This is a genomic window from Paenibacillus sp. BC26, from assembly GCF_900116125.1.
Classification (GTDB): Bacteria; Bacillota; Bacilli; order Paenibacillales; family Paenibacillaceae; genus Paenibacillus_Z; species Paenibacillus_Z lignilyticus.
This window is the reverse complement of record NZ_FPAD01000001.1, coordinates 531,881-549,264: the sequence shown is the minus strand read 5'-3', so window position 1 is coordinate 549,264 and position 17,384 is coordinate 531,881. Positions and strand designations below refer to the sequence as shown.

The following is a 17,384-nucleotide window of genomic DNA, read 5'->3' as shown; positions in this document are numbered from 1 at the left end:
CCAAGTCATCTCATAATTTCGATGCCCATTGCCAATACTACCCATAGGTGGTGGGTTATGGTGGAACATGTCATCGAAAAACTCGGGAAGAGTCCCGATTTTCAACATCAGCATATTGTACTCGGCGGCAAGCATGTTGAACTCTTCGCACTTTCGAGCCTCGTTGATGTCGCGGCAACCGTTTGGCGGATCAAGGAAACCGCTTCTGCCGAGTCCTATACATGGGAACAGCTGAAGTGGACACTTGGCGCTGAAGAGGCGGCGAAGGCAGGGGACCATGTTCAAGGTCTTCTGGAAGGACGTGCCCTTCTCTTTACCGCCAACCGCTCGGAGGCCATTTGGGTACAGCCCTTATCTCAGAATTTAAACCGCTCGATTAATACGCCGAACAATCAAAATATCCTCATCTCATCGCAAACTGGCTTCATCGAAGATATTATGACCAACGTGGGCTTGATTCGGAATGAGCTTCGTTCCGCACATTTGAAGCAATCCCTTGTGCTCGTCGGCTCGACGCATAAGCAGCGCATGCTCATTCTATCGCTCGATAATACAGTCGATGCCGCCCTGCTCGCGGATTGCGAGGCAGCCATTCGCGCCCATGCCAACGAAGACTTCACCTCTACTCGCCAAGTAGCAAAGTGGCTTCGCCAGCAGCCGTTATGGAGCCCGCTCCCCTGCTATAACAGAACGGAGTCGCCTCATGAAGCCTGCCACTTTCTAAAACAAGGCCGAATTGCGCTGCTGATCGAGGGTTACCCGGAAGCGATCATCATTCCCGTACATCTTGCCGACTTGTTTATCTTAGATACGGATCTGGACTTGCCTTCCGCTCTTTCCGTCATGATCATTTTCTTCCGCGTCCTCGGCGCGCTCATTGCCATAATCGCTCCTGCGGCCTATGTCGCATTGGTTTCCATCAATCCGGATGTCATGAAGCTGGAATTGATTTATTCCATTGCCCGAAGCCGTGTTGGCGTTCCTTATCCATCGTTAACGGAAGCGCTCATCCTGCTCTTTATTATTGAAATGCTCCTCGAAGCTATCCTTCGATTGCCCAAGAGCATTGGCCCGGCCATGACGATGGTAGGCGGGATCATCCTCGGACAAGCGGTTGTCGAAGCGCAGCTGGTCAGCAATTTGCTGATCATCGTGCTTGCCGCCTCCACAATCGCCAACTTCACGATTATTGGCTATCAATTCGCGCTGACGGTTCGACTGTGGCGATATATCATGCTCTTTTTTGCCGCCTTGTTCGGCCCTCTCGGTATCGTTTGCGGCTTATTTTTACTGCTCTCCCTAATAAGCAACATCACGATACTCAGTAAGCCGTTTGTGCCAACCACAGCTCCGAGGGGAGGGAAACCGAATCGATGAAGCAAGGCATCTCGGTAGCCGTTTTATTTATCGTGCTTCAATACGGTCTGCTCATGTTTATTTTCCCCCAAAGCATTATCCAGTCCCAACCTTCCGGTCATTGGATGACAGTGGTGCTTGGATGGCTGCTCCAAGGCGTCTTGCTTCGCTTGCTCATTGGGGGATTTAAGGAAAGCAAAGAGGATTTGCTGCTTTGTTTCTTACAAACGAAAACAATATCCCGCTTTATCTGGCTGTGGCTGATAACCATCAGCAACGTTCTGGTCATCACGATCATCATTCGCGGCCACTCCCAATTACTCAAAATGTTATTTCTTCCGAATACGCCGATTTGGGTGTTAATGTCACTCCTGCTCTTCTCGTCGTTGTGCATTTCGTATGCCGGGCGAAATTCGTTATTGCGTCTGTCCATTCTTGTAGGCATATTTGGACTTCCGCTCATTATCATTAGCCTCGCGAGTACGTACGGCAATCTATCGCTAAACATGATTAGTCCGCTCGTACCGACATTCTCGTTCTTGAGCGAGGCGAAAATATTGCCTTTGTTGTTTATCTTCTCTCATACGATCGGTGTAATCGGTTTCTTCGGACCGCTCTCGCAAGTTTCTAAGCGTTGGTTGTGGGGAGCTTGGAGCGTATCGTTGTTCTTTTATCTGATTATCGTTTATATCCCGCTTGGCATGTTCGGGCATGAAGGCGCAGCGCCGCTGCGATACCCGCTGATCATTGTTTTGGATTCCATCAGGGTGAATTGGTTTTTCTTTGATCGGCTTTCCTTGTTCTATGTGATGGCTGTCTTACTGAGCACACTTATGAACGTCACGGGGCTTCTTTGGCTCACCCGGGCAATGGCCAGTCGTTCATCGAGGTTAACCAAATGGATGACGAATCCAATCACCGTATCCGTGCTGGTCCTTATCTTGTCCCTATTGATCGTTAACATGGGGGATCTGGAAAAATTGTCAGAGTGGGGAGCCCCTGCTCGATTTGGGCTAGTGCTCGCGATAGCGATAGCCGGAGCTTACTACCGAAGACAAGCGCGGCTTAGGAGGTGACCTGACTCGATGAACTTCCGTCATTTTAAACTAGCAAATGTTCTCGTGAGCCTTTCGTTCGTGCTGCTGCTGAGTGGATGCTGGGACAGCCATGATATCAATCTTCGAACCATGCCCATTATCGTAGGCGTTGCGAAAGGAGAGTCTCAAGCATTCGAAATCACCTTGCAGATTCCTATTCCCGCCGAAAAAGCATTTTCGATCAAGACGATCTCGCAGGAATCCAGTTCAATCAGTTCAGCCTTCGATAATATGAGAATCAATATCGAGAATTACATCGATATGTTAGATATCGAGATGGTCGTCTTTCATGAATCGGTTGCTGTTGAAGGGCTGGAGGATGAATTCAATAATGCCATCAGAACGAGAGGAATTCCGCCCCGATCCTTAGTAGCCATTACAGACGCGAACATGAAGGAGCTGTTTACCAATACGAATCATGCCATTCAATCCGATGTGACGACTTTTTTTAAATACTCCAATAAAGCGGCCGGCTGGACACCTAAAACAGCGAAAACCAAACTGTGGGAAGCTTATGAATCAACGAAATCCTATACAGAAGACGTGATAATCCCCATTATTCGTCCAGGTAAGGAAACGGTGCTTGTCTTTCCCGGATCTGCCGTTATGCGAGAAGGAAAGATGGTGGGGCGCCTTGGGAAGGAAGAGACCCTGTTCGTTAACGTGGTTACAAACCGTTATCATGGTGCTGCGCTCGAGGTTCTAAAGAGCGCAAATCTGACGATACTAAGCGCTAAAGTGAAATGGAAAGCTCGATTATCTAAAGAAGGGCCTGTTTTAGACGCTAAGCTCTTCGTAAAAGCAGCCGTCACTGAAAGCAGAAAGGATGCCTCCGAAGAAGAATTGACCAAGGAAATGGAATCGTATATGGCCGGGCAGCTGACACGGTTAACAGCCAAGCTGCAGAAATACAAGAGCGATCCCCTTGGTTTAGGCAATCAATTTAGAAGCAAGCTTCCGCTCGATGATCTGAAGCGTTGGCGAAGCGACTATTATCCGAAGCTGAAAGTGAATTATAAGGTAAATGTAGTCATCAACAATTTCGGGAATTTAGAGCAAGAGGAATAATTAAGGGCTGTCCCGTGTGGGACAGCCCTATAGCCATTTCCATTACTCCCAAGGAATTACGCTGTCTCCTCTAAGCCTCGCCAGTCCTTCTACGAAGAAATAATCGCCGTAAATCAGCGGCACATCGACATTTTTGCGCTCCGGATAATGACTCGTACCGTGCAAAATTAGTCCTTCTTCCTGCTCGTCGTCGAAAGCTCCGTAATTGCGATAGAGCGACTCAATTATTCGCTCTCCTGCTTGCTTGTAACTGTCCGACTCCTCGGCGGGAACAAGTTCAGAGATGAGCAGCAATCCGCATGCCGCGCATGCCCCTGCGGAAGAATCGCGAAGTGTCTTTGTCTCGGATGGCGCGCGGAAATCCCATGCTGGTACGGCGTCCTCGGGCAGCTGCGAGAGGAAGAAATGCGCCACTCGTTTGGCGGCATCGATATAATCCTGACGGCCTGTATGCTTCGCAGCCAGAGCAGTCCCATAAAGCGCCCATGCTGTCCCGCGTGACCACGCAGATTCCGGAGCATGGCCTTGGCCGCCGATATATTCGGCAACCTCGCCGGACTGAGGGTCGAAGCGCACGATATGCCGAACCGACCCATCCGGGCGAATGAAATGCGCGAGCACTGTGCTCATATGCGCTTCCGCAATATGGGCGTAACGCGGATCGCCGCTTTCCCGCGAAGCAAAGTAAAGCAAGGGCAGGTTCATCGCACAGTCAATGATGGCCAAGCCTGCATTGTTATCGCCTTCCCGCCAAGGATTCCATGCGCGGATGTAATTGCCCTTCACATTAAAGCGGCCGGCCAAATGACTCGCTGCCTTGAAGGCTCGTCTGCGGGACGTTTCGCCGCCGTTCAGCTTGTAATTGAATATGCTGGTCAGCGTCCATATGAACCCAAGATCATGATCAAGGTGATCGTATCCGTCCAACACCTCATCAAGCTTAAGCTCACATTGCTCGGCGAGCTCCCGAAATCCCGGATTGCCTTCTTGCAGCAGCCACAGCATCCCCGGCCAGAATCCCGCCGTCCACCATTGCGGCTGCTCCAATCCATAACGACCGCCTTGGCTTGCATGAGGAAAGTTCGCTCCGATTCGGGCACTGGTACGCTTCACCTTCAGGATCGTCCGCTCCCATGCTTCATCCACCCACTGCTTCGATATTGTGTCCGAGTTTGCCGCTTGCACCATGCCGAGCCCACCTGCCTATTCCGGAAATTTGAAATGAAAACCAAGCTGTATTGCAGCATCGCCTTCTATCATTTCTTTCCTTCGATCCAAATATATGCGAGAATAGCTTTCTTCCTGACCGTAGTGGTTCGAATAAGTCCGCTCCTCGATCCGAACCTCGTAGCAGCCCGGATCATAGTCAAGCCGGACGGCATGGCGCTCCCCTTGCAGCAGCATTTGCCCATCTGCCAGCAATACCGGTTTGGCGCGGGTAATGAACGTTTCCGTAATAGAAGCGGGCTTCCCTGCAAAACGAAACGTATCCCGCAGCTCAAGCATCGGCCTTTCCGATCCCTTATGCCAGATGAACTGACGCCGGTACGAGGTCAGCCCGCTGCTCGGATAACACGAGGCAAGCTCCAATTCGAAGCGATCCTCTTCATCCCCGATGTCTGCTTCCAGCACAACTGCTGCACTTTGCGCGCCAACCGCTTGAAGGTGCCTGCCTATGATTGGGAGCGAATGGCCTTGCGCCCCGTTGCAATCATAGCCGTAACGACCTTCTCCGAAGTAGTCGGCTGTATATTCGCCGCTGCCAAGATCAGCTGCGAAAGCCGGGTCCTCATCAGCGAGCAGTATAAAATGGCCGACATCGATATGGTTATGCGGCTCTTGGTTCGTGCCGCCCTTGGCAGCAAACCCGAAGCTGCCGGCAGCTGAGGCGCAGCGCGAAACAAGCCATTCCGCATCCGGCAGAAACCAGCTTCCGGACTGCCAGCTTTCCGCCCTTGGCGCATGCGGCTTATGCCAGATGAAATTGCGCAGCGCATGGGCGAACCGCCAGCAATGATCATCGCTGAAGCTTGCCCGTACAGCTAGCGGAGGATATTCTACTTCTTTATAATAGGAGGCCAAATAATCGGAGAGTCCGATATGAACGTTTACATCGGGAACCGCGTCCGAGAAATTAGCCGGGCGGTTTCCGGCGAGATAGCAGCGCTGTTGGAACTGCGCAATCGATCGCACCTTATTATCGGCAAGCAGGTTCGCTTTGCCGCAGGTACCGCGATGCAGGAGATCAGCGAAAGCAACGAAATAGCCAAAGCCATAATTCCAATATCCCGGTCCTTCGAGGCATGCCCCATCTTCGCCGAAGCCGGACAGATAATGCCCCATCGTGCCGATCGCTTTCTCAAGGATAGCCGCCAATCGACCGGTATCCGATTCGAGAAGAAGTGCAGCGGAAGCGATGGATCCGGCGCATACCGAAGCCCAGTTATGATCCGCCGTTTCCCAGTGGTACGGCCCATGATTCAAATAGGGTACGAACAAACGCCGATCCACTTCAAGACGGATTGCATCCTGAAGATGCATAGAGAGATGCCCGTCACCGGATATCGTTATAACCTCTGCCAGCGCGAAACCTGTCTCCGCAGCAAACAAATCGATATGGCGATCGATCGCTTGACCTCTCATATGTGCGGGCAAGCACCATGTTGGCTCCACTAGAATAGCCACAATGATTTCTTCCAGCGCATCGATATAGCTTTTCTCACCCGGATACAGGAAGTGGCGTATCGCAAAGGCTGCCAGCCGCCTTCTCCGCTGAAAGTAGACCCCCTCGTACATCAAGCGATTCCCGGTTCTCTCGTAGAGTCCATACAGCTCAGGCGTAAGCTCCGGTATCGGCGCTTGCTCCAGAAGCTTTCCTTCCTTCTCTACTTCTCGCACCATAGCCGCATAATGAGGGGAACCTGCGATCTCCTCCCACTTGGCAGCGCTGCTCGCTTCTTCTCCGTACCTATTCTGTTCGGCCGGATCCCGCTCCGCCAGCCAGCTCAATAAATTATCCTTCGTCCAACCCAACGCTTCCGCCACAATTTCGCCTCCAGCCGATTTGAACTAGTAAGCTAGCGTGCGAGCCACCCGCCATCCACGCATAGGATGTGGCCGTTCATATAGTCGGATGCCGCCGAAGCGAGGAACACCGCCGGGCCCTGCAAATCCTTCGGCAACCCCCATCGGCCTGCGGGGATCCGCTCCAGGATCGCTTGGCTTCGCTTCTCATCCGCCATGAGCGGAGCTGTATTGCGCGTATCGATATAACCGGGAGCGATCGCATTCACTTGAATGCCTTTGCCGCCCCATTCATTGGCGAGCGCCTTCGTAATTCCCGTTACGGCATGTTTACTTGCCGTATAGCCCGGTACATTGATGCCGCCTTGGAAGCTGAGCATCGAGGCAATATTGATGATTTTGCCGCTGCCTCTGGCAATCATATGATTGCCGGCCAATTGGCTGAGGAAGAAGACGGCATTCATATTCAGATCGATCACATCGAACCAATCGGAACGGGAATGCCCGGCAGCAGGCGCACGTCGAATCGTCCCGGCATTGTTGACCAGAATATCGATGCCCCCGAAATAAGCCAGCGATTCATTAAACACCGGCTCCAAATTATCGATCTGACTCAAATCCGCGGAAATTTGGGCAGCAAGGCCGCCTTTATCCCGAATCATTTGAACCGTCTCATCGCTGTTCGAAGCCGATACCGCCACAATGGAAGCACCCGCTTCAGCCAGGCCGACCGCAATGGCTTGGCCGATCCCGCCTGATGTGCCGGTAACCAGCGCTGTTTTGCCTGTTAAGTTAAAGCTCATCCTTATGCTCCCTTCTCTCCTATAAGAAGTGTCGCTCCTTCTTGCCGGAACTGCTCTGCTGTTTCCTGCGTAATGCCGGAATCCGTAATGATCGCGCTAACCTCGTTCAATTTCGCGAAGGTGAACAGCGCGCCTTGACCGAATTTGTAATGATCCGCAACGACATAGGAGGTTTTGGCGGTCTCCAGCCATGCCCGCTTAATGTCGGCCGATTCACCGGAGTAGATCGTGAATCCGGATTGCGGATGGATGGCTGTTGCAGACAGGAACGCTCTGGCAATGTTCAGTCTGCGAATATAGGCTGCAGCCTCAGCGCCGATCAGCATGTTGCGGATCTGATAACCGCCTGGCACGACCAGACGAATCGACGTACGGCTGGCCAGCTCCGCGATAATATGAAGATCGTTCGTGACGACCGTCAGCGGCTCATCCGGCAGCAGCTTGGCAATCGCCAGCGTTGTGCGCCCGCCATCCAAGGCGATAACCTCGTTAGCTTCAATGAGCGAAACCGCCAGCTCTGCAATCTCTTGATGCTGAGCAGCGTATGGTGCTTCTTCTTGCTTCAGCGACAGGATGCCGAGCTGATTCTCCTGCGCGAGGACCGCTCCGCCATGAATGCGCTGCAGCAGCCCCTTCTGTTCCAGCTTCGCCAAGTCCTCGCGAATCGTCTTGCCTGTCACCTGCAGCTGCTCGCTAAGATCAGTGACCATCACTTCTCCGGAGGCCAGCAGCATTTCCATAATTTTCTCGTATCTGCGCAAAGGGTTCATCGAAAACCATCACTTTCATGCTTAGTTGCAGCTTTATTTTAAGTCCTTCATTGCGACGGCGTCCATGTCCTCGAAGGTTTGGTTCTCTCCCGCCATCCCCCAAATGAACGTGTAGCTGTTCGTGCCCACGCCGCTATGAATCGACCAGCTCGGGGAGATGACCGCTTGCTCATTGCGTACGACCAGGTGGCGCGTTTCGGCCGCTTCGCCCATGAGATGAAACACCGCGCCGTTATCGGGCATGTCGAAGTAGAAATACACTTCCGACCTGCGGTTATGCGTATGGCAAGGCATCGTATTCCACATGCTTCCCGGCTTCAGCAACGTCATGCCCATCACGAGCTGGCAGCTTTGAATGCCGCCTGTATGAATGTAGCGGTAGATCGTTCGCTCATTGGAGTTCTCCAAGCTGCCCAGATGGTTAGGTGATGCTTCGCTAATCGCTGCTTTCACGGTCGGATACGTCTGATGCGCCGGAGCGGAATTCAAATAATATTTGGCAGGCTGCGAACCGTCTTCACTTGCGAAGCTGACATCCTTCGCGCCGCGGCCAATGTATAGGCAATCCTTGCTGTCCATACCATAGACTTCTCCGTCCACCGTAACCGTACCCTTGCCGCCGACATTAATAATCCCAATCTCCCGGCGTTCCAGGAAGGTGGCCGCGCCGATGGTAGCCGGATCAACTGCGAGGCTCACGGAACCTATCACAGGAACAGCGCCGCCGATAATGAAACGATCCACATGCGAGTAGCTCAGTTTGAGCTCGTCAGCAACGAATAATTGTTCAATCAGAAACTCTTCGCGAAGGCGGGTAGTATCAAATGCCTTTACTTCATTCGGATGCGAGGCGTAACGAATTTCCATGTGATCGCATTCTCCTTTTTTGTTCATATAAGTTCGTTTAGTAATTTATATGTTCATTTTAATAAAGGGATGTTCATAATACAAGGAGAAAAATCCATTTGAGTCTAAATAAGTTTTTCCCGCTCTGAATACGCTTCCTCTTCTATCCGAATGGGATGGATTTGTCTTCAAACACAAGTTACAATACGTTGTGAGAGGATTGCGTCAATTGCTCGCAGTCAGCCTAGCAAGGAGGATATCGTTGTGCCTACATTGAAAGATATCGCTGAACGCGTAGGCGTTTCTATTTCGACAGTTTCTCGGGCCATTAGCGACGACACGAGCCGACCTGTGAGCGAGGAAACGAAACGCAAAATAAGAAGTGTCGCTGTCGAACTGGGATACAAGCTTGCTGATTCAGACCAACCCGGGGCTCAGAGCAGCACTCCATTGAAGCAAGTCGTATGTATCATCCCCCAGTCCCTCATGGGAGACCATCCTTATTTCTCGCAAGTACTGGAAGGCTTCCACAGGAAAATGAATGAACTTGGGCAGCCCCCGGTCATCGTTCGTACCGTTGAGGAATTAAAGGATATGCAGCGTCTTGCAGCCATGCTCGGAGAAGCAAGCGTAAAGGGAGTTCTCGCTGTCAGCTGGTACGATGAAGAATTTTTCGAGATGATGCAAAAGGAAGGTATCGTCCTTCTTGGCGTGAGCTTCAATGATGAATCCTTGTCTGTGCCGGTAGTCGACTGCGATCGCGTAGCTGCAGCCCGAATGGTTATTCGCCATCTCGTGGAGCAGGGGCATACGAGAATCGGTTACATAGGCGGACCTGCCTTCTACCGAAAGATGGAGAACGATGAACGGTATATCGGCTATCAATTCTCTATGCTGCAGTCCAATCTCACCATCAATCCGGATTGGGTCATCGACACCAACTGGAACGTGAACGACAGCTATACCCGAATGACCCAAATGCTCCTGCGTGTACCGAAGTCTGATTGGCCAACCGCCATTTTCTGTGCGAGCGATATGCTTGCTATCCCTGCCATGCGAGCCGCTCTGGAGAAGGATTGCCGCGTTCCGGAGGACATTGCCTTTGTTGGAATGGACAATATTGCCTTCGCTCAATATACATCTCCTCCACTTTCGTCTATCGATGTTCCCAAATATGAAATCGGCAGTATAGCGGCGAAGGCGATGGTGGATTACTTAGATGGACACTATTCGATTCCGCCCAAAATATTGCTTCCGTGCTCCTTGATCGTCAGAGCATCATCAGACTATCATCGAAGTGCGAACTAATTTGTTCGTCTAAGCCCGACGGTTTGCGCCGTTAGGCTTTTTTATTTGCATAAATACCAAAGCCAGCTTTGGTTATATCCAAATATCGATGTGATTCTACGCGAAATCAGTCATGATTTTGGATAAATAACCGAATTATTTGGATAAAAATTACGCAAAACTTTATAAAAACTTGACCAAACAACATATTGAAAGCGCTTAATTTTATGATAGACTATTGAAATACAACCGATGAAGAGGAGGAATTACAGCATTTTCGATGGATCATCCCTCTACCCAAGTAGTCCGCAACTTTATCCAAATTAATAATATTTTTTGGATAAAATGATTGACAGTTTAGTCCCTCAAATTCTATGATAGGTTCATGTCATGAAACATAACACCGAGATCGACGAGGCACACAGGGATTAATTTACAGACGAGGTGATAAGAAATGGCTACCCGCACTGCCCAGGCTCTGCAAAATCCCATTCGGACGACTACCAAAACGGGAAAGAGAAAAGCCTTTTGGAATCGTATCTTTCGAAATTGGCAGCTCTATCTGCTCATTTCACCCGTTCTCGCCTACTTCATCGTGTTCAAGTACATCCCCATGTATGGTGTTCAGATTGCATTCAAGGATTTCATTGCGAACAAAGGGATCTGGGGAAGCCCTTGGGTTGGCTTCGATCATTTTCATCGGCTATTCAATAGCTATTTCTTCAAACGCTTAATCAGCAATACGGTCGGACTCGGCCTTTATTCACTCGCAGTAGGATTTCCCATTCCGATCCTCCTCGCTCTTCTGATGAACGAAGTTCGAGCAGAGAAGTTCAAGAAATTCGTTCAAACCGTTACCTATGCCCCACACTTCTTATCCACCGTCGTAGTCGTTGGCATGATGATGATGTTCCTGAATCCGCGGTATGGTCTAGTCAATACCCTGATCGAACTGTTCGGGGGCAATCCGGTTAACTTCCTCACCGAGCCATCCTGGTTTAAAACCTTATACGTGATGTCCTCTGTCTGGCAGACGACAGGTTGGAGCTCTATCATCTATCTGGCCGCACTCGCCGGCGTAGATCATCAATTGCATGAAGCGGCTCGCGTAGACGGCGCAACTCGGCTGCAGCGCATTTGGCATATTAACATCCCCAGCATCCTGCCGACAATTATCATTCTGTTCATATTGGAGCTCGGAAACGTGATGTCGATCGGCTTCGAGAAGGTACTGCTTATGCAAAACACGTTAAATATGGGCAGCTCAGACATCATTGATACCTACGTATACAGAAGCGGTATTCAGGAGGCAGATTTCAGTTTCTCAACCGCAGTCGGACTATTCAGCTCCATCATCAATTTCGCCCTTCTGGTCAGCGTCAACTCGATATCCAAACGACTTAGTAAAACCAGCTTATGGTAAGGAGGTTCTCGAATGGCTGATCAGACCCGAGGTGACCGCCTCTTCAGCTTCATGACGTATTCGGTGTTAATCCTTGTCGTGATTGCCGTGCTTTATCCGCTTGCATTTGTCCTAAGCGCCTCATTCAGCGATCCCCAATACATAATGAGCGGCGAGATCGTGCTTTGGCCGAAGGGATTGACGCTGGATTCCTACAGTAAAATCTTCCATAACAGCGACATTGTCAGAAGTTTCGGCAACACGCTTCTGTATACCTCGCTTGGTACGTTCATTAACCTGCTGATGACGATATGCGGCGCTTATCCATTGTCGCGGCGTGATTTTGTCGGACGCAACGTGATCATGGCCCTGCTCGTATTCACGATGTTTTTCAGCGGAGGCCTCATCCCGACCTTCATTCTCGTCAAGAAGCTCGGCATGCTGAATACCCTGTGGGTTATGGTCATTCCAAGCGCGGTATCGATTTGGAATATTATCATCATGCGTACATTCTTCCAGCAGACCATTCCCGGCGAGCTGCAGGAAGCGGCCACAATCGATGGCTGCTCCAATTTTCAAATTTTGCGCAAGGTAGTCCTGCCTTTGTCCATGCCTATCATTGCAGTAACGATTCTCTTCTATGCGGTCGGACATTGGAATGCGTTCTTCAATGCCCTCCTCTACTTATCCGATAAAAGCAAGTTCCCGCTGCAGCTCATTCTGCGCGAAATCCTTATACAAGGTCAAACGGACGACATGATCAAAGCGTCTACGGAATCCGCAATTAAGCAGCAGCGTGCCGTTGAAGGCATCAAGTACGCCGTTCTCGTCGTTGCTAACATTCCGATGCTCATTCTCTATCCATTCCTGCAACGTTATTTTGTAAAAGGCATTATGATTGGCGCCATAAAAGGATAATTCCTTTGCGTGGATATAAATTGGATGGCTAAGGGAGGAAGAAACAATGAAGGTTGCAAAAATGGGGAGTATTCTGTTAACCTGCGCACTATCGGTATCCATGGTCTCTGCCTGCAGCAGCAATAACGGGAACAACAATGGCACCGGCTCCGCGACAAACAATGAAACGAGTGCGCCTGCAAGCAAAGAAGAAGTAGCCGGACTGAACACCGCCGGCTTCCCGATCGTGAATGACAAAATTACAGTGAAAGGGTTCGCAGCGAAGCTATTTGCCAATGCGGACTGGAACAATCTGAAGCTGTGGCAGGAATACGAGAAGATGACCAACGTTCATATGGTTTGGGACACCACGCAGAAAGACAGTCTCAAGGAAAAACGTAATATTTTGCTCGCAGGCGGTGAATATCCTGAATTGTTTTACGCATCGGCTTTCTCCCGCTCCGATCTGTTCAAATACGGGAAGCAAGGCGTTTTCGTACCGCTCAACGACCTGATCGATAATTATGCACCTCATTTCAAAGCACTCATGGATAAATACCCTATCATCGGAAAAGGCATTACGATGCCGGACGGTAATATCTACGGACTTCCAACTATCTATGATCCCGAATTCAAATCTGTTTTCTATAACACGCCATGGGTCAAGAAAGAATGGCTAGACAAGCTTGGCATAGCAGAGCCGCAAAATCTGGATGACTTCTATAACATGCTGAAAGCCTTCAAGGAGAAGGATCCTAACGGCAACAGCAAACAAGATGAGATTGCTTGGGGCGGTGTAGGCACTACCGGCCTGCTTGGATACTTGAAGGGCTCCTTCGGTCTTAATAATCACGGCAACTCCAATGCTTATGTCGATACGGATCCTTCAACAGGCAAGCTTCGTTTCGTTGCAACGGACCCCAACTACAAGGAGCTGCTCCAATATGTAAACAAGCTCTACAAGGATGGTCTGTTGGAGAAGGATATCGTTTCCGTGCAGGGTGAAGAAATTGACGCAAAAGGAACAGGCGGTCTTCTTGCAATCATCGACAACGTAGATCCTGTGGCTATTTACAATCAACAAGGTTATGTCGGTCTTCCGGTGCTGAAGGGCCCTCACGGCGATCAGACCTATACGTATATCGGTTCTCCGCTAGGAAACATCGGGATGTTCGTACTGACGGATAAAGCTAAGAATCAAGAGGCAATGATGCGCTGGATGGATTATTTCTACAGCGAGGAAGGCATCAAATTGTTCTTCATGGGCTGGAAGGATCAAACGTACAAGGAGCACGCAGACGGTACGGTCGACTACACCGATGAGATCAAGAGCAATCCAAATGGCCTCTCGCTCGATCAAGCAGTCAGCCAATATTTAGTATGGCCCGGCGGTTATTATCCGGGATTTGTAAAGCAGCAGTTCTTTAAAGGCGCAGAAGGACTTCCAACGTCGGTTGAGAATGCGAAGAAATCCGAAGCCCTTACACTTAAGCCGGATCAAATTTGGCCGGCATTCAATTTCACTAGCGAAGAGCAGACCGAGCTTACGACTCTTGCTACCGATATTCAAACTTACGTAGATGAGATGAGAGATAAATTCATCGTAGGCAACGCTTCATTCGATGAATGGGACAATTATGTTGCAACACTTAACAAAATGGGGCTTGATCGTTATATCGCAATCTACCAAGCCGCATTGGATCGATTCACATCCCAATAAATGAACTCCGCGATGTGCGAAGCTTCTTTACTGTGAGAGAATGACATATGGAGAAGGAGCACGAAGCTAATGAGTCAATTAACTGCTGTATTGATTGGTGCCGGATCTAGAGGTGCCGGGGGCTACGCGCCTTTTGCACTGGATTATCCGCATGAGCTGAAGTTTGTGGCCGTAGCGGAAGCTGATCCGGTGCGTCGTGACAAAATGGCGCAGGCGCATGGCATCCCGCCCGAGCACTGCTTCGAAACCTGGGAGGGGCTGTTGGCACAGCCGCAGCTTGCTAACATTGCCGTCATTTGCACGCAGGATCGGATGCATTATGAGCCCACCATGCAGGCGTTGAATAAGAAATATCACGTCCTTCTTGAGAAGCCGATGTCGCCTGACCCGCTTGAGTGTCTGGATATGGAACAAGCGGCCAGAGACAATGATCGTCTGTTATCCATCTGTCATGTGCTGCGGTATACGCCCTTCTGGTTAACAATCAAACAGGCGATTACGGATGGGCGAATCGGGGAGATAGCCTCCATTCAGTTGAACGAGAACGTAGGTTATTGGCACATCGCGCACAGCTTCGTTCGCGGCAACTGGAACAATTCGGACAAATCCAGTCCGATGATATTGGCCAAATCCTGTCATGATATGGACGTTCTCTCCTGGCTCATGGACAAACCGTGCACCCGTGTCAGCTCCTTTGGTTCCTTGATGCATTTCAACGCAGACCATGCTCCTGTAGGCTCCGCGGAGCGCTGCCTTGACTGCTCGGTTGAATCCTCCTGTCCGTATTCGGCACCTCGATTCTATTTGAGCAATCAGTTCAAAGGCTGGGCACGGCATTTCACGCCGGATCTGGTTAAGGAAAATATCATTCAAGGTATGCGGGAGACCGACTATGGCCGCTGCGTCTATCGAAGCGATAACAATGTCGTTGACCACCAGGTCGTGAACATGGAATTCGAAGGCGGTGCCACGGCGATGTTCAGCATGTGCGGCTTTACGTTCGAGCAGGAGCGAAGAATTCAAATTATGGGCACGCGGGGCGAGCTTCGGGCGGAAGAGGATAAAATTACGCTGTATGATTTTCTGACGCATCAGAAAACGGAAATTACGATTCCTCCCCAAACAACGGGACACGGCGGCGGCGATGCCGGAATCGTCCGCAGCTTCTTAAATGAAGTGCGACACTACAACGGTCAGGAAGGTTTGACGTCCGCTGCCACGTCTGTTCGCAGTCACTTAATGGCGTTTGCAGCAGAGGAATCGCGCCTGAATGGCGGTAAGACGATCGTGCTGACGGATTATGCGAAAGACTTGGTTTCAGCCAAATAATTAAGCCGGATATGTAAAAGGAGGAGCAAGAGTTATTCTTGCTCCTCCTTTCAAGTTAACGGTACCTTTACGGGACTCTAAGACTTCACTGTAATCTGCATCCCTTTAATAAAGTTCTTCTGAAGCGCAAAGAACAGAATTAGCGTCGGAATAGACGTTACCACGATACCGGCCATCAGCGTTGTAATTCCCGTTGAGATGTAGGTGCCCTGCATAGCCGCGAGTCCCGACATGATCGGACGAATATCATCGCTTCGCGTTAAGATTAATCCGAAGATCAGATCGTTCCATATGAACGTGAATTGAAATAAGAACAAGACGGAGATCGGCGGCACCAAGAATGGGAAAATGATCCGAAACAGAATCGCCAATGTGGAATAGCCGTCCAATTGCGCAGCCTCCACATATTCCCGCGAGATCGTCGTCATGAAGTTGCGCAGCAAGAACACGCAGAACGGAATACAGATGGCGGTATAGAACAGACACATGCCGAAGAACGTATCATAGATGCCTGCCTTCTGAAACCCCGAGAACAAAGGAACCAGATACATTTGGAAAGGAAAAATGGTACCGCTATAAATCAGCAGAAACCAGTAGAACGAGCCCTTCAAGCGAAGGACAACCAAGCCGTATGCCGCAAAAGCCGAGATCAGAATACTGGCCGATGCCCCCACTATCCCATAGGTAAAGCTATTCTTCACATATTTGGTGAGCTTGCCTGCGTTCAGCGCTTCTTCTACGTTCTGGAAGAAATGAAAACTCTTCGGCCACGCCCACATACTTCCATTCATAAAGTCGCCTATTGATTTCGTCGAATTCATCAGAACCAATATGACAGGTGCAATCCACAGGATCGCCAACGTGATGACAATGATATACTTGATCGCATTTGCAAGACGTTTCATGCCCTCACTCCTCCACTATCGTTTTCTTCAAATAAAACCAAGATGCAACAATGGACAATACCGTTAAGAGAATAGAGATCGCTGCGCCTTGACCAAAGTGGAACAGCATGAAGGATTCGCGATACATGGTTACAGCCAGCGTTTCCGAAGAACGGTACGGCCCGCCTTGCGTCATGACCCAGATAATATCGAACGTCTTAAAGCTATTCACCAGCGCCAGCCCCATCACAACGATTGTAACCGGGTTTAAGAGAGGCAGCGTTATTTTCCAGAACATTTGGAATCGGTTCGCGCCGTCGATCGCGGCAGCCTCGAATGGATCCTTCGGCAATGAACCTAATCCGACTAGGAACAGCAGCATATTCGTACCGGCTCCCTGCCATATGGAAGCAACGAGCATCGCGAATGTATTATAGTAAGGCGTGCGCAGCCAATCCTTGACCCAGGATTCAAGTCCCATGTGCGTGAGCAGGTAGTTAATTCCGCTTGAGGAGAACAGAAAGATCCAGATGACGCCGACTACCGTAAGCGACATCGCGTACGGCATATAGAAGAGATTTTTGAAAAACCGTTGCCCTTTCATTTGCTGCAGCAGAATGCTGAGCAGAAGTCCTAGTCCAACCGGCAGCACCAATGACAGCGCAACCCACATAAATGTATTCTTGAGCGAAGTAATATACGTCACATCACTAAACACTTCGATGTAGTTACTCAAACCGACCCAGTGAGATCTCGTTAATCCATCCCAGTCCGTGAAGCTGATATAGAAGGTATAGAGTACGGAGGAAACAAAAAAAACAGTGATCATCAAGGCGGCCGGTAATACGTACAGCAATGCTTCTCCATGTTTCTTGAAGTAGTTCATTTTGTCACACTCCCA

The 17,384-nt window shown here is 50.0% G+C and carries 15 protein-coding genes; 8 read left to right on the top strand and 7 right to left on the bottom strand.

Translation table 11 applies throughout. The features are described 5' to 3' along the window. Positions 1-57 precede the first annotated feature (57 nt). Genes BM412_RS02310 through BM412_RS02300 form a run of 3 tightly spaced genes read left to right on the top strand, consistent with a single transcriptional unit; the run spans position 58 to position 3,521 of the window. A complete protein-coding gene (locus BM412_RS02310; RefSeq protein WP_177245618.1) occupies positions 58-1,377 on the top strand; it encodes a spore germination protein in 1,320 nt (439 codons plus the stop codon). Continuing rightward, positions 1,374-2,432, top strand: coding sequence for a GerAB/ArcD/ProY family transporter (locus BM412_RS02305; RefSeq protein ID WP_091213422.1), 1,059 nt, complete (start codon positions 1,374-1,376; stop codon positions 2,430-2,432). Before BM412_RS02310 ends, BM412_RS02305 begins: the two co-directional genes overlap by 4 nt. Positions 2,433-2,441: 9 nt before the next feature. Continuing rightward, positions 2,442-3,521: a Ger(x)C family spore germination protein gene (locus BM412_RS02300; protein WP_091213419.1), complete on the top strand. Its 1,080-nt coding sequence runs from the start codon at positions 2,442-2,444 to the stop codon at positions 3,519-3,521. A 42-nt stretch (positions 3,522-3,563) separates the two neighbouring features. Here BM412_RS02300 and BM412_RS02295 read toward each other — a convergent pair whose 3' ends face one another. The 5 genes from BM412_RS02295 to kduI are packed head-to-tail and all read right to left on the bottom strand — an operon-like array spanning position 3,564 to position 8,985. Beyond that, entirely contained in the window at positions 3,564-4,709 is a 1,146-nt protein-coding gene (locus BM412_RS02295; RefSeq protein ID WP_091213416.1) for a YyaL domain-containing protein, read from the bottom strand. 15 nt (positions 4,710-4,724) lie between these two features. Next, a complete protein-coding gene (locus BM412_RS02290; protein WP_091213414.1) occupies positions 4,725-6,566 on the bottom strand; it encodes a hypothetical protein in 1,842 nt (613 codons plus the stop codon). Between the two features lie 32 nt (positions 6,567-6,598). Then, positions 6,599-7,348: a 2-dehydro-3-deoxy-D-gluconate 5-dehydrogenase KduD gene (kduD, locus tag BM412_RS02285; protein WP_091213412.1), complete on the bottom strand. Its 750-nt coding sequence runs from the start codon at positions 7,346-7,348 to the stop codon at positions 6,599-6,601. Between the two features lie 2 nt (positions 7,349-7,350). Beyond that, a complete protein-coding gene (locus BM412_RS02280; protein ID WP_091213346.1) occupies positions 7,351-8,118 on the bottom strand; it encodes a DeoR/GlpR family DNA-binding transcription regulator in 768 nt (255 codons plus the stop codon). A gap of 33 nt (positions 8,119-8,151) precedes the next feature. Next, a complete protein-coding gene (gene kduI, locus BM412_RS02275; protein ID WP_091213343.1) occupies positions 8,152-8,985 on the bottom strand; it encodes a 5-dehydro-4-deoxy-D-glucuronate isomerase in 834 nt (277 codons plus the stop codon). Positions 8,986-9,228: 243 nt separating this feature from the next. On the opposite strand from kduI, the gene BM412_RS02270 reads away from it, so the two are divergent. From BM412_RS02270 to BM412_RS02250, 5 genes are all read left to right on the top strand, one after another. Next, on the top strand, positions 9,229-10,272 hold the full coding sequence (locus tag BM412_RS02270; RefSeq protein WP_091213341.1) for a LacI family DNA-binding transcriptional regulator: 1,044 nt from the start codon (positions 9,229-9,231) through the stop codon (positions 10,270-10,272). Between the two features lie 433 nt (positions 10,273-10,705). After that, entirely contained in the window at positions 10,706-11,674 is a 969-nt protein-coding gene (locus tag BM412_RS02265) for an ABC transporter permease (protein WP_091213338.1), read from the top strand. A 12-nt stretch (positions 11,675-11,686) separates the two neighbouring features. Further along, entirely contained in the window at positions 11,687-12,571 is an 885-nt protein-coding gene (locus tag BM412_RS02260) for a carbohydrate ABC transporter permease (protein ID WP_091213335.1), read from the top strand. Positions 12,572-12,617: 46 nt separating this feature from the next. Then, positions 12,618-14,270, top strand: coding sequence for a type 2 periplasmic-binding domain-containing protein (locus BM412_RS02255; protein ID WP_091213332.1), 1,653 nt, complete (start codon positions 12,618-12,620; stop codon positions 14,268-14,270). 69 nt (positions 14,271-14,339) lie between these two features. Then, positions 14,340-15,599 (top strand): Gfo/Idh/MocA family protein, encoded by a 1,260-nt coding sequence (locus BM412_RS02250; RefSeq protein ID WP_091213329.1) that lies wholly within the window; start codon positions 14,340-14,342, stop codon positions 15,597-15,599. A gap of 77 nt (positions 15,600-15,676) precedes the next feature. Here the strand turns inward: BM412_RS02250 and BM412_RS02245 are convergent, their stop codons facing one another. Together BM412_RS02245 and BM412_RS02240 are read right to left on the bottom strand one after the other, a co-directional pair. Then, positions 15,677-16,504, bottom strand: coding sequence for a carbohydrate ABC transporter permease (locus tag BM412_RS02245; protein WP_091213327.1), 828 nt, complete (start codon positions 16,502-16,504; stop codon positions 15,677-15,679). Positions 16,505-16,508: 4 nt separating this feature from the next. Beyond that, on the bottom strand, positions 16,509-17,369 hold the full coding sequence (locus BM412_RS02240; RefSeq protein WP_091213324.1) for a carbohydrate ABC transporter permease: 861 nt from the start codon (positions 17,367-17,369) through the stop codon (positions 16,509-16,511). Between the last annotated feature and the right edge of the window lie 15 nt (positions 17,370-17,384).